14 protein-coding genes and 1 pseudogene are annotated in these 15,758 nt (G+C 67.3%); 4 read left to right on the forward strand and 11 right to left on the reverse strand.

Annotation, left to right across the window (positions count from 1 at the left end):
• Nucleotides 1-12: 12 nt before the first annotated feature.
• From panC to ftsH, 9 genes and pseudogenes are all read right to left on the reverse strand, one after another.
• Nucleotides 13-939 carry a pantoate--beta-alanine ligase gene (gene panC, locus OHB26_RS09265; RefSeq protein WP_330183787.1) on the reverse strand — a complete coding sequence of 309 codons (927 nt, stop codon included), beginning with the start codon at nucleotides 937-939 and terminating at the stop codon, nucleotides 13-15.
• 80 nt (nucleotides 940-1,019) lie between these two features.
• A pseudogene (locus OHB26_RS09270) lies at nucleotides 1,020-1,943 on the reverse strand (Rossmann-like and DUF2520 domain-containing protein); the annotation flags it as partial.
• A gap of 114 nt (nucleotides 1,944-2,057) precedes the next feature.
• Nucleotides 2,058-3,272 carry a DUF6779 domain-containing protein gene (locus tag OHB26_RS09275; protein WP_330183788.1) on the reverse strand — a complete coding sequence of 405 codons (1,215 nt, stop codon included), beginning with the start codon at nucleotides 3,270-3,272 and terminating at the stop codon, nucleotides 2,058-2,060.
• 69 nt (nucleotides 3,273-3,341) lie between these two features.
• A complete protein-coding gene (locus OHB26_RS09280; protein ID WP_330183789.1) occupies nucleotides 3,342-3,821 on the reverse strand; it encodes a DUF3180 domain-containing protein in 480 nt (159 codons plus the stop codon).
• Complete coding sequence (gene folK, locus OHB26_RS09285; RefSeq protein WP_330183790.1) at nucleotides 3,809-4,345, reverse strand: 2-amino-4-hydroxy-6-hydroxymethyldihydropteridine diphosphokinase; 537 nt, start codon at nucleotides 4,343-4,345, stop codon at nucleotides 3,809-3,811. Before folK ends, OHB26_RS09280 begins: the two co-directional genes overlap by 13 nt.
• A gap of 2 nt (nucleotides 4,346-4,347) precedes the next feature.
• Nucleotides 4,348-4,752, reverse strand: coding sequence for a dihydroneopterin aldolase (gene folB, locus OHB26_RS09290; RefSeq protein ID WP_442942885.1), 405 nt, complete (start codon nucleotides 4,750-4,752; stop codon nucleotides 4,348-4,350).
• Nucleotides 4,722-5,609 carry a dihydropteroate synthase gene (gene folP, locus OHB26_RS09295; RefSeq protein WP_442942992.1) on the reverse strand — a complete coding sequence of 296 codons (888 nt, stop codon included), beginning with the start codon at nucleotides 5,607-5,609 and terminating at the stop codon, nucleotides 4,722-4,724. The genes folB and folP overlap by 31 nt, the downstream gene beginning before the upstream one ends.
• Before the next feature lie 197 nt (nucleotides 5,610-5,806).
• On the reverse strand, nucleotides 5,807-6,427 hold the full coding sequence (gene folE / locus OHB26_RS09300; protein ID WP_330183792.1) for a GTP cyclohydrolase I FolE: 621 nt from the start codon (nucleotides 6,425-6,427) through the stop codon (nucleotides 5,807-5,809).
• Nucleotides 6,428-6,631: 204 nt separating this feature from the next.
• A complete protein-coding gene (gene ftsH / locus OHB26_RS09305) occupies nucleotides 6,632-9,016 on the reverse strand; it encodes an ATP-dependent zinc metalloprotease FtsH (RefSeq protein ID WP_330183793.1) in 2,385 nt (794 codons plus the stop codon).
• A gap of 305 nt (nucleotides 9,017-9,321) precedes the next feature.
• On the opposite strand from ftsH, the gene OHB26_RS09310 reads away from it, so the two are divergent.
• The gene (locus OHB26_RS09310) at nucleotides 9,322-10,251 is read left to right on the forward strand and encodes a hypothetical protein (RefSeq protein WP_330183794.1); all 930 of its coding nucleotides are present in this window, start codon (nucleotides 9,322-9,324) and stop codon (nucleotides 10,249-10,251) included.
• A gap of 66 nt (nucleotides 10,252-10,317) precedes the next feature.
• On the opposite strand, the gene OHB26_RS09315 is transcribed toward OHB26_RS09310, so the two are convergent.
• Nucleotides 10,318-11,163 (reverse strand): DUF1266 domain-containing protein, encoded by an 846-nt coding sequence (locus tag OHB26_RS09315; RefSeq protein WP_330183795.1) that lies wholly within the window; start codon nucleotides 11,161-11,163, stop codon nucleotides 10,318-10,320.
• A 352-nt stretch (nucleotides 11,164-11,515) separates the two neighbouring features.
• On the opposite strand from OHB26_RS09315, the gene OHB26_RS09320 reads away from it, so the two are divergent.
• Complete coding sequence (locus tag OHB26_RS09320; protein WP_330183796.1) at nucleotides 11,516-11,794, forward strand: DUF2277 domain-containing protein; 279 nt, start codon at nucleotides 11,516-11,518, stop codon at nucleotides 11,792-11,794.
• Here OHB26_RS09320 and OHB26_RS09325 read toward each other — a convergent pair.
• Nucleotides 11,791-13,044: a PucR family transcriptional regulator gene (locus OHB26_RS09325; protein ID WP_330183797.1), complete on the reverse strand. Its 1,254-nt coding sequence runs from the start codon at nucleotides 13,042-13,044 to the stop codon at nucleotides 11,791-11,793. The two genes, OHB26_RS09320 and OHB26_RS09325, sit on opposite strands and share 4 nt — an antisense overlap.
• A 168-nt stretch (nucleotides 13,045-13,212) precedes the next feature.
• Here OHB26_RS09325 and OHB26_RS09330 point away from each other — a divergent pair, with 168 nt between their 5' ends.
• Entirely contained in the window at nucleotides 13,213-14,877 is a 1,665-nt protein-coding gene (locus OHB26_RS09330; protein WP_442942886.1) for an aldehyde dehydrogenase family protein, read from the forward strand.
• Complete coding sequence (locus tag OHB26_RS09335; protein ID WP_330183798.1) at nucleotides 14,877-15,713, forward strand: SDR family oxidoreductase; 837 nt, start codon at nucleotides 14,877-14,879, stop codon at nucleotides 15,711-15,713. The genes OHB26_RS09330 and OHB26_RS09335 overlap by 1 nt, the downstream gene beginning before the upstream one ends.
• Nucleotides 15,714-15,758: the final 45 nt, after the last annotated feature.

The following is a 15,758-nucleotide window of genomic DNA, read 5'->3' on the forward strand; positions in this document are numbered from 1 at the left end:
CGGCGTTGCCTCCTAACGGATGGCCTGGGCGGGCCGGTCGGGGGTGGTCGGATTACCGTCGATCGGGGTACCGAGGGTGACGGGCAGATTGTCGATGAGCCGGGTGCCGCCGACCTTGGCCGCGATCAGCAGGCGGGCATTACCGCTGGGCTGTACCGCGCCGAGATCGGAGCCACGCAGCTCCAGATACTGGAGTTCGATATCCGGCGCACTGGCCAGCACCGAATTCGCCGCTGTCAGAACGGCTTCCGGGCCGAGCCCGGCGGCATGACGACCGGCCGCCAGAGCGGCCGAGAGGGTGGTGGCGAGTTCGCGGGCCGCCGGATCCAGGAAGCGATTGCGCGAGGACAGCGCCAGACCGTCCGGCTCACGCACGGTCGGAATGGCGACGATCTTCAGGTCGAAATTCAGATCCCGCACCATCTGCCGGATCAACGCCAACTGCTGATAATCCTTCTCACCGAAGAACGCCTCGGTGGGCCGGCAGATCTGGAACAGCTTGGCCACCACGGTCAGCATGCCCGCGAAATGTCCGGGGCGGACCGCACCCTCGAGCTCGTCACCGATCGGACCGGGCTGCACGGTGGTGCGCGGGCCGTCCGGGTACATCTCGGCGGCACTGGGCGCGAAGACCAACTCCACACCCTCGGCGCGCAGCAGCGCCACATCCGCGTCCAGGGTCCGCGGGTACTTGTCCAGATCCTCGCCCGCACCGAATTGCAGGGGATTCACGAAGATGGAGACGATGACGACCTGATTGGTGCGCTTGGCCCGCCGCACCAACTCCAGATGCCCCTCGTGCAGTGCACCCATGGTGGGGACCAGCGCGACCGTGCGGCCCACCGACCGCAATGCCTTGGCAACCGAGGTGACCACCGCCGGATCGTGCAGCACGGTCAGCTCCCCGCGCTTGTACGTCCCACGCAGTTTCGGGTCCATCAGTAACCTTCTTTCGCCTCGTCGGGGCCCTCTGTGGTTACACTCCGCTGCCGCCGCCGGGCCTGACCGTCGAGGCGAGGTCCCTCCAACAGATCGATCAAATCCGGATTGCTCTGCGCCCGCTCGGCCGAACGCAGTGAGAGCGCGCGGTATCCGGCCTCCAGGCGCGGATCGAGCGCTTCCAGCGCGGCCAGATGCGCGGCCACCGCGGGCACGTCACCGCGCGCCACCGGACCGGTGAGGGCGGCCGGGCCGCGGCGCAGCGCATTGTCCAGGGCGGCCGAGGCCAGGGGCGCCAGCATGCGCTCGGCAAGCCCGTTGGGCTGCTCGTCGACCATCTGCTGACCGAGCAGGCCCGGGCCCGCGAGCGCCGCGCGCAGCGCCTGCACGGCATCGACAATCAGGGTCACCAGATGGTTGCTGCCGTGTGCGAGCGCCGCGTGATAGAGCGTGCGGTTCTCCTCCGAGACCCGCACCGGCTCACCACCCATTTCGATGACGAGCGACTGCGCGATGGCGTACCCGATATCGTCCGCGGCGGTCACCCCGAAGCAGGCGTTGGCCAGCCGGGCGATGTCCTCGTCATGACCGGTGAAGGTCATGGCCGGATGGATGGCCAGTGGCAGTGCGCCGAGCGCGGTCAGCGGGGCCAGGATCGCGATCCCGTTCGCACCGGAGGTGTGCGCCACGATGGTGCCGGGGCGGACCGCGTTCGCCGCCGCCAAACCCGCCACCAGACCGGACAATTCACTGTCCGGCACCGCCAGCACCAGCAGTTCACTGCGGCTCGCCACCTCTTCGGCGGGCAGAATCCGGGTATCCGGCAGCCGGGTCTCGGCACGCCGAATGGAGGCGTCCGAGATGGCGGAGACACCGAAGACCACATGTCCGGCACGCTCGAGTGCCGCACCCAGGGCGGAGCCGACGCGTCCCGCCGAGACGATTCCCACCGTCAGTCGTGCAGGCGCAAGATCGGTTCCGCAGACATCCTTGTCCGAGGTCACCCTTGTCCTCTCGAAGTTCGTTCCAGTCCCGCGCTGCGGGTACCGGACGTTACGGCCCGAGAATATCGGCCCCGATACGCCGGGGCCACCGAGTGTGGGAAGTCTTACAGGGTCCTACCGCCCACCCTCGGAACGCAGATTCGCCATGATCTCCGCGACCGACAGGCGACGAGTGGAGTCGTCACCGGCATCCTCGTCGGAGCGGCGGCGACGCCGTGAGCTGGCCGTACCCATGGGCTGGGCGGGCGCGATCGGCGGAGCGAGCCGCGGATTCGCGGCCGCCTCACCCGAGGCGGCGTCCTCGGCCGTCGCGGCCTTGGGCGCATTGCCCGCCGGGCGCAGATCGGTCTCGAACCACGGAACCTGCTGCAGCTCTTCGCGCTCCAGACCGGTGAGCGGTTCGGTGCGCTTGGTCCGCGCCGCATCACCCAGGCGCGGTATCGGCTGCGCCGCGGTGCCCGAACCGGAACGCAGGGCATCGGCGGCGGCCCGCGCGGCATCCACATCGTCGCGGGAATCATCCTGCGGTGCACCGTTTTCGGTCGCGAAGTCGGCCTCGAACGGGCGCAGGTGCTCGAAATCGTGCGGCGGTTCGTACTCGCGCGAACGATCGGCCGGATGATGCGGTACCCGCAACCGGTCGATGCTCTCGGTGACGATGGAGGTCTCCGCGGTCACCGGATCATCGAAGGGACTGGCGAAGGCCGGGGGCTCGGGATGGTCGGCATCGAAGACCGGCGTGATGCGACTGCCGAGATCCTGCTCGATCGGTTCGACGGGCGTGGACCACGGATCCCAGGAGTCGGTGTCCTCCCAGTTACCGTTCGCCGACCCATTCGCGGAATTGCCGTTGCTGGCCGGCAATTCCTGCACTCGGACCGCATCGGCGCGCAGTGCGGGCCGCTCACCGGGCAGATCGCCGTCGAAGAGGCGCTGCAGGCTCTCCCGCAGCACCGTGAGTTCGGCACGCAATGCGGCCATTTCCTCGGCGTCCGCGCCGACCTCTTTACGCACTCGCGTCTCGACGCCGAGCTCATATTCGCGGCGGGCAGCAACCTCACGCTCGAGCTGCAGTTGGTAGACCTTTTGCAGGTCACCCACTTTCGCCTTGTCCGTGGCCGACTCCCTGCGATAACGCGTCGCGGCCAGGGCGCCGATGGCGGCCGCCCAGAGGGCCGCGACCAGGCCCACCCGAATCATGTGGACGTTATCGCTGAAGACCAGGAAAACACTGGCAACCAGGCCGAGGAGAAGCAGCAGACCGGTGAAGAATTTTCCCGCGTCTTCTCGTCGTCGACGGGAAGCACTGCTCCGGGAGGGTGAAACCATAGCCACCAACATAGCTTGAACCGGACACTCCGGCTTCAACCTCGCCAATGCCGATCGACTTTATATTTGCTAAGAGGTAGCCGCTTCATCGGGCGGATCGATCGGCGCCCGACAGCAAAATTCCAGCCACAGCGCCGCGGCCACCAGCAGCAGCCCGGCCACCAACCCGACCACCGCACCCGGCGTATCCGAGGCCGCCGCCCGCATATCCCCGCGCTGCGGCAGCAGCCAGATCAGGAAGCCCAGCCAGATACCCCCCACCAGCGAGCCCACCTGCGCCGACGCCTTGGCCAGCGCCACCGCCCGCGCGGCCGTGATCGGATGCAACTGCCGCGGACCGTCCCCGATCCCCCGGTCCTCCACCCGCGCCCGAATCACGAACGCCAGCACCACCTCCAGCACCGCCACCGGCAGCAGCGAGGCCCCGGAGAAGACGGTGATGGGCGGAAAGCTCGAATAGGCGACATTGGTGGCGAGCCAGGCGACCAGGGCCGCCAGGGCCACATTCGCGCAGAGATCGAGAATGCGAGTCGGCTTCACACCGGCCATCCCAGCGCGAAATCGGTGCGGCGCACGCCCTCGATCTCGGTGGCGTCCAATGCCGCCAGCAACTCCCGGAGTGATCGCGGCGCACCGGCGGTCACCTCCAGCACGGCCTCGGGCTCCACCTCCAGCCACGGCACCAGTACGAAGGCCCGGTTGTGCGCCTGCGGATGCGGCAGCGTCAGCACCGGATCGGCGCTGCGGCACGGCACCTCACCGTCGCGGCGACGCTGTCCGGCCCAGACGATATCCACATCGAGAGTCCGTGCGCCCCAGCGCACCGCACGCACCCGATCGGCGGCTTGCTCCAGCTCCTGACCCAACCGCAGCCAATCCGACGGCTCCAGCTCCGGATCCTGCGCCACCAGCACCGCGTTGAGGTAATCCTGTTGCGGCACACCACCCCACGGCGGTGTGGAGTACACCGAGGAGACCGCGAGCAGGCGCGGGCGCAGTGCCTCGATCACACCGCGCAGGTGCGCCAGCCGATCTCCCAGGTTCGATCCGATCGACAGCACTACCCGGCTCACCGCTACGCCTCCTGTGCCTCGCGTCGGCGGGACGTGACCACCCGGACGTCCTCGAAGGTATGCGGAATCGGCGCGGAAGGCTTGTGCAGCACCACCTCGACCTCACGAATTCGAGTATCGGCCATCACCGCGTCGGCCAACTCCGACACCACCGTCTCGACCAGATCGCGCGATTCCCCCGAGACGATGCGCACCGCCAGATCGGCGAGCTCACCGTAGTGGATGGTGTCGGCGATATCGTCGGACTTCGCGGCGGCCGAGAAGTCCGTCCACACCGTCAGATCCACCACGAAATCCTGACCGTCCCGCTTCTCGTAGTCGAAGACGCCATGATGGCCGAAGACGCGCAGGCCGCGCAGTTCGATGCGGTCGGTGCTCAAAGCTGTTCTCCCTGTGTCCAAGTCCATCTGTCGACGGCCCCGCCGCCGTGGGCTCGCCGGGCATCGCGCCACGCCTCGGTGACCGCGATGGCATCCAGCGATGCGCGCACATCGTGTACGCGCACACCCCAGCCGCCGTGCTCGGCGGTCAGGGCGGAGATGGTGGCGGTCGCGGTCTCGCGACCGGCGGGCGGGCGCGGGGTATCGGCATCGGCCAGCAGCGAACCGAGGAAACGCTTGCGGGAGGCCCCGATCAGAATCGGCAGCCCGGTCGCCACGAACTCCGGTAGCGCGGCGAGCAATTCCCAATTGTGGTCGGCGTTCTTGGCGAAGCCCAGCCCGGGATCGAGCACCAGTTTGCCCGGATCGACACCGGCGGCCACGGCCATATCGACCTGATCGCGCAGCTCGGAGCGCACCTCGGCGACCACATCCGAATAATGATCGGCGGCACCGGTGTGCGCATAGTTCGCACCGGCGCGCCAATGCATGAGAATCCACGGAACACCGGCCGCGGCAACGACTTTCGCCATATCGGCATCGGCGCGACCACCGGAGACGTCATTGACCACCGACACCCCGGCCTCGATGGCGGCCTCGGCCACCACCGCGCGCATGGTGTCGACACTGGTCGGCACGCCCATGGCGAGCAGTTCCCGAATCACCGGAACCACCCGTGCGGCCTCGGTCTCGGCATCGACGCGATGTGCACCGGGGCGGGTGGATTCACCGCCCACGTCGACGATATCCGCGCCCTGCTCATAGAGATGCCAGCCGTGCGCGACGGCGGCGGCCACATCCAGGTACCTGCCGCCATCGGAGAAGGAGTCCGCGGTGACGTTCACCACGCCCATAACCACGCAGGAGCGCCCCCCACGCGGCATCAAAAGGCGTGTTGTCACAACGACTCCCGACTCCCGCGCAGCAAGTTCGCGGCCCGTCTCGGTTCTGGACTGAGTGGAGCGGAGGAGCGCAGCGGAGGAGCGGAGGGAGGGAAGAACCGAGACTCCCACGGCATCCGCCTCCCCGCGCCTGCCCGCGAACTCGCCCGCAGCGAAGCGGAGGGCAAATTAAGCACAGCTCACTTCCGGAGGATGAGGTCCAGGGCCTCGGAGCGCGAGGCCGCGTTGGTCTGCAGTAGCCCGCGCACCGCCGAGGTGGTGGTGCTGGCGCCGGGCTTGCGAATACCGCGCATCGCCATGCACAGGTGCTCGGCCTCCACCACCACGATCGCGCCACGCGGATCCAACTTGCGCATGAGCGCGTCGGCGATCTGACTGGTGAGGCGCTCCTGCACCTGCGGGCGCTTGGCGTACAGATCCACCAGGCGGGCCAGCTTCGACAGGCCGGTCACCCGGCCGTGCGGACCCGGAATGTAGCCGACATGCGCGACACCGTGGAATGCCACCAGATGATGCTCACAGGTGGAGTACATGGGAATGTCGCGAACCAGCACCAGCTCCTGATGCCCCTCGTCGAAGGTGGTGTTGAGCACCTGCTCCGGCTCGCTGTACAACCCGGCGAACATTTCCCGGTAGGCCCTGGCGACCCGCGCCGGGGTATCGGCGAGACCGGGACGATCCGGATCCTCACCGACCGCGAGCAGCAATTCGCGAACGGCGGCCTCGGCCCGCTCCTGATCGAACGGCCGTCCGGTGCCGAGCGCGATCGGGCCGGAGACGACACGGTTGTTGGCCGACAATCGACACCTCCTGTGTTGATATGCCGCACCCGCGAGGGACGGCAGGTCCGCGGCCGCCGGCTGGACCGGCCCGTCCCCGCCCTCGGGTCGAGACCGACCCGAGTGGAGTCGCGAACTGTGTGCTGGCGCGCCGTCTACAACGGCGCTCGTTCGCGGCCCCGCCGGAGCTGGACCACGAACCTCATGAGCGTATCCGGGTCCCGGTCAGCGACGACCGTTCGGTCCGTCCCAACCATTGTTGTCATCGTCCTCATTCCCGGCGGGCTGGTTGCCCGGGGACTGCGGAGCCTGATAATCCGGCTGCGGATATCCCGGCTGGCTCTGACCCGGCTGGTAGCGCTGGCCACCCGCGGGCGCCCAGCCCCCGTAAGCCTGTCGCTGCTGCTGCGGCGGCTGCTGCTCGTCCTCCTGCGGCGGCCAGCCCGGCGCGGACCAACCCGCCGGAGCGCCGTAATCCGGACGCGAACCGTGCGTACCGCCGTGCCGGGGGTAGCTACCGGTATTCGGCAGCGGATAACCGGCCGGTGCGGGCGCGGCCGGATAACCGCCGTACTGCGGCTGCCCACCCGGGTAGGCCGGATCCGCCGGATAGCCACCGCCATTGGCGGGCTGGCCGACCGGAACGATCGGGCGCACCGGCTCCTCCGGCCACGGCTCGCCACGCTCGGTGGCCAGCTCGCGCGGGGTCTTCACCGGCGGGCGATCGGACGGGGTGCGACCACCGAAATCATTGAAAGCCGTAATGCGCGGCCGCTTTTCGATGGTGGCGAGCACGACCTCGAGATCCTTGCGATGCAGGGTCTCGCGCTCGAGCAGCGCTGTCGCCAGGGCGTCCAGCTCATCGCGGTAATCGTTGAGCACGGCCCACGCCTCGGTGTGCGCGGCCTCGATGAGATTGCGCACCTCCTCGTCGATCTCGCGGGCGACCTCGTGCGAATAATCCGAGGCGGTGCCCATCGAGCGGCCCAGGAACGGGTCGCCCTGCTCCTGGCCGTAGCGGACCGCGCCCAGGCGAGCGCTCATGCCGTATTCGGTGACCATGGCGCGGGCGATCTTGGTGGCCTGGTCGATATCGGAGGAGGCGCCGGTGGTCGGCTCGTGGAAGACCAGCTCCTCGGCCGCGCGACCACCCATGGCCATCACCAGGCGGGCGATCATCTCCGAGCGGGTCATCAGACCCTTGTCGTCCTCGGGCACCGTCATGGCGTGACCGCCGGTGCGGCCGCGGGCCAGGATGGTGACCTTGTAGACGGGCTCGATATCGGGCATCGCCCACGCGGCCAGGGTGTGCCCGGCCTCGTGGTAGGCGGTGATCTTCTTCTCGTGCTCGCTGATGATGCGGGATTTGCGGCGCGGGCCGCCGATCACGCGATCGACCGACTCCTCCAGGGACGCACCGGTGATCACATTGCCGTGTTCACGCGCGGTGAGCAGGGCGGCCTCGTTGATCACATTGGCCAGGTCCGCGCCGGACATGCCGACGGTGCGCTTGGCCAGTCCCTCGAGGTCGGCATCGGTGGCGATCGGCTTGCCCTGCGAATGCACGCGCAGGATCTCGCGGCGACCCGCCAGGTCCGGATTGCTCACCGGGATCTGCCGGTCGAAACGGCCCGGGCGCAGCAGCGCCGGATCCAGGATGTCGGGGCGGTTGGTGGCCGCGATGATGATGACGCCGGTGCGCTCACCGAAGCCGTCCATCTCCACCAGCAACTGGTTCAGCGTCTGCTCACGCTCGTCGTGGCCACCGCCGAGGCCGGCGCCGCGCTGGCGGCCGACCGCGTCGATCTCGTCGACGAAGATGATGCAGGGGCTGTTCTGCTTGGCCTGATCGAACAGGTCACGCACGCGCGAGGCGCCGACACCGACGAACATCTCGACGAAGTCCGAACCCGAGATGGTGAAGAACGGGACGCCCGCCTCACCCGCGACCGCGCGGGCCAGCAGCGTCTTACCGGTACCGGGCGGGCCGTACAGCAGTACGCCCTTGGGGATCTTCGCGCCCAGGGCCTGATAGCGGGCCGGGTTCTGCAGGAAGTCCTTGATCTCGTATAGCTCTTCGACGGCCTCGTCCGCGCCCGCCACATCGGCGAAGGTGGTCTTGGGCATATCCTTCGACAGCTGTTTGGCCTTGGACTTGCCGAAGCCCATCATGCCGCCGCGGCCGCCGCCCTGCATGCGTGACATCACGAAGATGAACAGGCCCAGCAGAATCACCATGGGCAGCATGAAGAGCAGGATCTGACTCAGCCAGGAATCCTGTTTCACCGAGGTGTTGACCTTCGCGCCGGAATTCTGCGCGGCCTGGAACACCTGCTGGGAGATCTCACCGCCACCGGGATATTTGGCGATGATCTTCTTCGAGCCGTCGGTCGCATCATTGCCGTTCTTCAGCGTGATGCGCAGCTGCTGTTCTTTGTCGTCGATCTGAACGTTGTCGACATTGTCTTTGTTTTGCAGCTGGGAGAGCGCCACCGACGTGTCGACCTTCTGCCAGCCGCGCGTGTCATCACTGAAGATGCTGACCAGATAGATCACGAGCAGAAAGCCCGCGACTATGGCCAGGTTGCGGAACACAGTCTTGCGGTTCATAGAGCGTCGGCCGGCGGCCAGTCCTTTCCGGGGGGTGTATCCGGTTTGCCTGCGATGCTTTGTGGCGCGCCCGTTCCGGCGAACGGATGCGGACATGCCACGTTACCCCGTAGGGTCGAGTCGTTACATCGCGCAGTTCGGCAGCTAATGCGGTTCTACAGCTGAACGACTGAAGAACGCGGGTGGTTCCCCGATCATCTGCGGCAACACGTCGGGACGATCTACCCGTTGGTGTCGGACCGAGTGGTCACAATGATGGCATGGTCGTCCCGTCCTGAGCGACGACACAACAGAGCGCAGGGGGTATGGACATAGTCGAGCTACGGACACCCACAGCGATTGTGCGGCACGGCAACGGGCGACTGACGGTGCTGCGGCCGGGAACGGACGGCGAGCGCGTGCTCGACGTACCGGTTGCCGAACTGCTCAAGGTGCGGCTGAACCGGCGCGCGGATGACGCCGTTGTGATCGAGATCTACCTGCGCTATCCCACCCCCGTGCTCACCGGCGTACCCGCCGACCGCACCCCCCTGCCGGTGCTCATCGCCGAACACGATGTGCCGGCCGCGACCGTCATCGTCGAGCGGATCAACAATCAGATCCTGGGCACCCAGCGCCTGGATGTGGCCGCGCCCGACCTGACCCCGCCCACCCCGTCCTGGGGTCGATCCGGGCCGACGCGCGCCGATGTGGATCGCGCGGTGCGCCGTATGGTCCCCAAACGTGATGCCAAACCGGCCATCTCGGCGCTGCACCGCTACGTCACCGCCGACGAGTACGTGCTCGAATCCGCGCTCGTCAACGCGCAGCCGCCCGCCGCGAAAGGGGCCGGACTGCTCGCGATCAGCACCAAACGGCTGATCTTCGTCTCACTCGGCACGAGTAAGCGTTTCGCGCATGAGCTACCCATCGCCGCGCTGTTGTGGGCGCGCACCACCGACGACTCCTCGGACTCCGGGAGCGCACCGGGCGAATACGGGGTCGAGGTGAACGACGGGAATCTGTCCTGGCATTTCACCGGGACCGATCGCGCCGATACCGAAAGGGTCACCGGCGCATTGAATTTCGCGATTCAACGCGAATCCGCCGACGGGGCAGCCGGTCCCGCCGATCCGGGCGTGCACAAGCTCTACTCGGAGTGGGAATTGCTGGTGGAACGGCATTCCCTCGCAATGGTGGACGACGCCCAATTCCAACGCTACGGCCGCGGCATTCTGCGCTCACTGCCCGATTGATCGAGGCCCCGAAACCCCAGTGGGGCAGGGGTTCTGACCCGCCGCGTGGCGGGTCAGAGTCGTTTTCTACTCCTCCGGCGGTTCGGGCTGTTCTTCCGGCTGGAGTTCGATGCGCCGCCAGGGGCTGGTCGGGCGCATCCAGAGGCGCAGCAGCTCCATGCGCCGGTCCACACCGCCGGACTTGAGTTCGGCGAGGTCCTCACACGCCTGCCAGTAGGTCCAGCCCGCCAGGTAAGCATCACCGAATTGCCGCCAATTGCGGTATTTGCGCTGCGCCAGCGGCAGGGCGCGCATGAGGTAGTCCCATGCGACCTCGGCCTCCAGATATCCGGCGGTATAGGCCATCCGGCTGACCGCGACCACGCGCGCCAGATCCCACGCCTGGATATCGGTGGGCAATGGGCGCACCAGGTGTTCGGTGAGGCCGAGTTTGATCGCCTGGGACCAGATGTCGTAATCGCGAACGAGGGCTTCGGGATTCTCCATACCGCGGAACGAGCCGACCTGACGCAGGAAGGCGCGGTGCCGATCGGCGCGTTCGCCGAAGCGGTCGCGTTCGGGCGAGTTGATACCCGCCATGACAAGTGGATGTACGAGCGCGTAGAGCGGTGAGTGCATCCCCTCGAGCAGTTGCTCCATGGATGCCATGGCCTCGGTGCCGTCGGTGATTCCCCAGGCTCCGGTCAAGGTGTCGATGGCGAGTTCGCGGCGGTCGCCGAGTGGATGCTCGCGCTCGGGTCCGAGCAGCAGGGCATCGTGGAAGGCATCCCATCGGGCGGAGTAGAAACCCCCCAGCGACAGGGCGCGGAGTTCGTCGTCGGTGACCTGCGCGCCGGACCAGTGGTCGTCCTCGCGCTGGTCGAGCTCCGGGTAGGGGAAGGTCGTCAGCGTGGGCACGTCGCGGGCTGGCATACCTCGATTCTGTCTCATCGCAGTTTTATTTGCTCCCGCTTCGCTCTGTGTCTTCTGCCCTTCGCTTCGCTGCGGGCGGGTTCGCGACTGTGTTTTCTGCCCTCCGCTTCGCTGCGGGCGGGTTCGCGGCCCTGAAGTCCCGGTTCTTCCCTCCCTCCGCTCCTCCGCTGCGCTCCCCCGCTCCACTCAGTCCAGAACCGGGACGGCCGCGAACCTTGGGGCGGGACTTGTGATGGGGATTGGCGTCGGGGCGGGCGGGTGGGAGCGGGATGAGGATTGATAATCGCCTTCGTTTCGGTCTGTATTGTTCTCGACCTGTCACGGGAGTAATTCCGGCACTACTCTCTCGGGCATGTGTAGAAATATCACCATCCTGCGCGGGCTGGAGCCGGCCGCGACGGACCAGGAAATCTACGCGGCAGCGCAGCAATTCGTCCGCAAGGTCAGCGGCGTCTCGGGTTTGACCACGGCCACGAAACCGGCCGTGGACAAGGCGGTGGAGGCCATCGCGGCCGCCACCACTCAGTTGCTCGCGGAGCTGCCGGATCGCCGGGTGCCGCCGCAGAGTGAACCGCCGTTGCGGCGCATCGCCGCCCGTGAGGCCGCGGCTCGGGACGAAGACGCCAGCTAGGCGCGCACGCCGTATACCGCCACGCAGTCCAGCGCTATTTCCAGGCGCGGGGCGCGCTGGTCGATGGAGTGCCCGAGTAGTTCCGCTATGCGCTGAATACGGTATCGCACGGTGTTCTTGTGCACGCCAAGGGTTTTCGCCGCCGCGTCCGGACTGCGGTTGGCGCGCAGGTAGGCGTGCAGGGTTTCCCGCAGACGCGCGGATTGCGCATCGGGTGCGGCGAGCGCGCCCAATTCCCGGTCGATGAGCGCCCGCATGGCGGTCTCGTCGGCTCCGGCCAGATAGGCCACCTCGACATCGCGATAGTGCACGACGGCGCCCAGAGCGGGCCGGGCGCGTTCGGCGACCTGCCGGGCGGCGATGGCCTCGCGATGTCCGCCGCGGAATCCGGCGACCTGTGCGGCGGGTATTCCGGCCGCCACCCGAACGGCCTCCTCGACCGGCCAGGCTGCCCGTGCGGGGTCCGGGAGATCCTCGTCCAGGCCGATCCACGCCCAGAGCGCCGCCGCCCCGGAGGGGACGGTCAGCACGCTGCCATTGCCGAGGGCGTTGGCGCAGCGGATGGCGACGCGTTCGAGCAGTCCGGTGCTGTCGTCCGCGCCCTCGGCGTGCGCGGGCGCGCTGTCCTCGTCGGTCCACAGCACGAACGCCAGATGGCGTTGTGCGAGCCGGTAGCCGAGCCGGGCGGACGCCTGTTCGATATCGAGGTCGCCGCCGTCGAGCAGGGCGCGCACGATCTCGGCGCGCTGGTTGAGGGCGGCGCGCAGTCCGCTCTCGCGCTCCCGCATATAGGTGTCGGTGAGGGTTTCGACCGAGGTGCTGATCCAGCGTGTGGAGCGGTCGAAAAGCCGTAGCAGCACCGATCTTTCGATTTCGCGGGGCAGTTGTCCCTGACCGACGATCTCGGTCATGTAGTCGAGCAGCGCCTCCTGCCCCACGTGGTAGACGCGCAGCAGCAGGCGGATATCGTGCCCGCGGCGGGCGATGGTGCGGGCGAAGGCATGCGCCTGTTCGGGGACCGGATAGTCGAAACGGTCCTGGGTGAGGCCGCTGAGCACCTCGAAGGCGTGCGCGCGGGTGCTGGCGCCGAGATCGCGGCGCATATCCCGGTCGCGGAGTTCGGGGATTCGGGCGATGACGGCGTTGTCGAGCCGGGTGAGGATCTGCTCCAGGTTCTCCGGGCGCAGGTTCTCGGCGACGAAATCGGCGATCCACTGCCGGATGACCGGATCGGTCTCGACAATGGGCATGGGCGAACCTCCATATTTGGTTCCAAAGTACAAAACCATTCGGAATCCTTGAGCCCAGGTGCCAAGAATGTCCCGGCGAAATTGTGTCACGATCATAGTTCAGTGAGCTGTGGCACACAGCTCTGAGCCGAACCGGTTCGCAATGCAGCGCACGTGGGAGAGCACATCGTGACCAATACCGAACCCGCCGCGGGCCCCGCCCGCAAAACCGCACCTCGTAAGGCCGCCGCCAATGGCACGGCCAAGAAGGCGGCACCGAAACCGGCGGTCGAGCCGGAACCGATTGCCGCACAGCCGGATCCGACCGAGCTCGAGGTGCGCAATCCCGCCACCGGTGAACTCGCGGGCACGGTGCCGATCGATTCGGCCGAGACGGTGGCGGGCAAGGTGGCCGAATTGCGCCTGCATCAGCCCGAATGGGAGGCCATCGGCCCGGACGGTCGCAAGGAGTGGCTGCTCAAACTCCAGGACTGGCTGGTCGACCACACCGATGAGCTCGCCGACATCCTGCAGTCCGAGACCGGTAAGTCGCGTATCGACGCGCTCATCGATCCGGCCTTCTCCATCGATCTGACCGGCTACTACGCGCGCCGCGCCGGGAAGTTCCTGGCGGACGAGCATCCGTCACCGCACAGCCCGCTGGCGCGGGTGAAGTCGCTGACCCGGGTGTTCCGGCCGTATCCGGTGGTCGGCGTCATCACGCCATGGAATTTCCCGCTGGCCATGCCGGTCATCGACGTCATTCCGGCGCTGGCCGCGGGTGCCGCGGTAATCCTGAAACCCTCCGAGGTGACCCCGCTTTCGGCGGTCGCACTGGTGCGCGGCTGGCGGGAGATCGGCGCGCCGCCGGTGCTCGATATCGTGACCGGCGCGGGTGCGACGGGTGCGGCCGTGGTCGGCAATGTCGATTACGTGCAGTTCACCGGCTCCACGCCGACCGGTCGTAAGATCGCCGCCGCCTGCACCGAGCGGATGATTCCGTACAGCCTGGAGCTGGGCGGTAAGGATCCGGCCATCGTGCTCGCCGACGCGGATCTGGATCGCGCCGCGCACGGTATCGCCTTCGGTGGCCTGTTCAATGCCGGACAGGTGTGCATCTCGGTGGAGCGCGTCTACGTGGAAGCCCCCGTATACGACGAGTTCCTGACGAAGCTGACCGCCGCGGTCAAGGAGGTCCGTCAGGGCGTCGACGGCCGGGAACCCAAGTACGACATGGGCGCACTGGCCAACGAGGCACAGGCGGGCATTGTGCAGCGCCATGTCGAGGATGCCGTCAAGGCGGGTGCGCGCCTGCTCACCGGCGGTAAGCGCACCGGTGTCGGCACCCTCTTCGAGCCGACCGTGCTCGCCGATGTCGACCACACCATGAGCTGTATGACCGAGGAGACCTTCGGTCCCACCATCCCGGTCATGAAGGTCGCCGATGAGGCCGAAGCCATTCGGCTGGCCAATGATTCGATCTTCGGACTCTCCGCCTCGGTGTGGAGCGGTGACAAGGATCGCGCGGAACGCATTGCGCGCCAGCTGAATGCGGGCGCGGTGAATATCAACGACGTGTTCTCCAATATGTTCAGCTTCGCGCTGCCCATGGGTGGCTGGGGACTCTCCGGTGTCGGTGCGCGCTGGGGCGGCGCGAATGGCGTGCGCAAGTACTGCCGTCAGCAGGCCATCACCAAACCGCTGCTGCCGACGCAGACCAAAGAACTGCTGTGGTTCCCGTATTCGCCGACCAAGCTGGCGTTCTCGCTGGCGGCCATGCGGGCCGCGGGTGCGCGCGGACTGCGCCGGTTGAGCGTGCAGGCCGTCTTCGACACCGTCAAGGGGACCAAGTAATGACCGACTTCGGTTCCATCGCGGGCAAAGTCGTGGTGATCACCGGCGGTGCGCGCGGTATCGGACTGGCCACCGCGACCGCGCTGCAGGCGCTCGGCGCGCAGATCGCCATCGGCGATATCGACGAGGCGAGTTGTAAAGAGTCCGGTGCCGCACGGGGTTTCGAGCTGTACGGCAAGCTCGATGTCACCGATCAGGAGTCGTTCACGGCCTTCCTCGATGATGTGGAGCGGCGGCTCGGGCCGATCGATGTGCTCATCAACAATGCCGGGATCATGCCCACCGGGCGACTGGTGGACGAACCGGACGCGATCACCCGGCGAATCCTGGATATCAATGTGTACGGGGTGATCCTGGGCTCCAAGCTGGCGGTGGCGCGTATGCTGCCGCGCGGTAAGGGCCACGTCATCAATATCGCGTCGCTGGCCGGGGAGTCCCACATTCCGGGTCTGGCCACCTATAACGCCAGCAAGCACGCGGTGCTCGGGTTCACCGATACGCTGCGTGAGGAGTACCGGGGCACCGGGGTGCGGTTCTCGTCGGTGCTGCCGACGCTCACCAAAACCGAACTGGGGTCCGGGGTCACCACGCCCAAGCTGCTGCGCCCGGCCGAGCCGGAGGAGATCGCGGACGCCATCACCAAGCTGATCGTGGCGCCCAAGTCGAAGGTGCGGGTCACCGCGGTGGCGGGCATCATCGCGCAGGTGGTGGGTTTGCTGCCGGAGGCCCTCGGCGATGCTCTCGGGCGGGCGCTCGGCGCGCAGAGCGCGTTCCTGGATGATGTGGATTCGGCCGCGCGCAAGGCGTACGAGTCCCGGGTACGCGCGGACGATTAGCGAAATGGCTTGTAGCCGAGAATAATTCGGCTACAACCCATTCTT

The organism is Nocardia sp. NBC_01503, from assembly GCF_036327755.1.
GTDB lineage: Bacteria > Actinomycetota > Actinomycetes > Mycobacteriales > Mycobacteriaceae > Nocardia.

Excerpts from the sequence above, each read along its gene's own strand:
- OHB26_RS09275 (WP_330183788.1), bottom strand. The coding sequence starts at position 3,272 with ATGGTTTCACCCTCCCGGAGCAGTGCTTCCCGTCGACGACGAGAAGAC.
- OHB26_RS09325 (WP_330183797.1), bottom strand. The coding sequence starts at position 13,044 with ATGCCCATTGTCGAGACCGATCCGGTCATCCGGCAGTGGATCGCCGAT.
- OHB26_RS09280 (WP_330183789.1), bottom strand. The coding sequence starts at position 3,821 with ATGGCCGGTGTGAAGCCGACTCGCATTCTCGATCTCTGCGCGAATGTG.
- folP (WP_442942992.1), bottom strand. The coding sequence starts at position 5,609 with ATGCCGCGTGGGGGGCGCTCCTGCGTGGTTATGGGCGTGGTGAACGTC.
- folB (WP_442942885.1), bottom strand. The coding sequence starts at position 4,752 with ATGGACTTGGACACAGGGAGAACAGCTTTGAGCACCGACCGCATCGAA.
- ftsH (WP_330183793.1), bottom strand. The coding sequence starts at position 9,016 with ATGAACCGCAAGACTGTGTTCCGCAACCTGGCCATAGTCGCGGGCTTT.
- OHB26_RS09315 (WP_330183795.1), bottom strand. The coding sequence starts at position 11,163 with ATGCCAGCCCGCGACGTGCCCACGCTGACGACCTTCCCCTACCCGGAG.
- OHB26_RS09320 (WP_330183796.1), top strand. The coding sequence starts at position 11,516 with ATGTGTAGAAATATCACCATCCTGCGCGGGCTGGAGCCGGCCGCGACG.
- OHB26_RS09310 (WP_330183794.1), top strand. The coding sequence starts at position 9,322 with ATGGACATAGTCGAGCTACGGACACCCACAGCGATTGTGCGGCACGGC.
- panC (WP_330183787.1), bottom strand. The coding sequence starts at position 939 with ATGGACCCGAAACTGCGTGGGACGTACAAGCGCGGGGAGCTGACCGTG.
- OHB26_RS09335 (WP_330183798.1), top strand. The coding sequence starts at position 14,877 with ATGACCGACTTCGGTTCCATCGCGGGCAAAGTCGTGGTGATCACCGGC.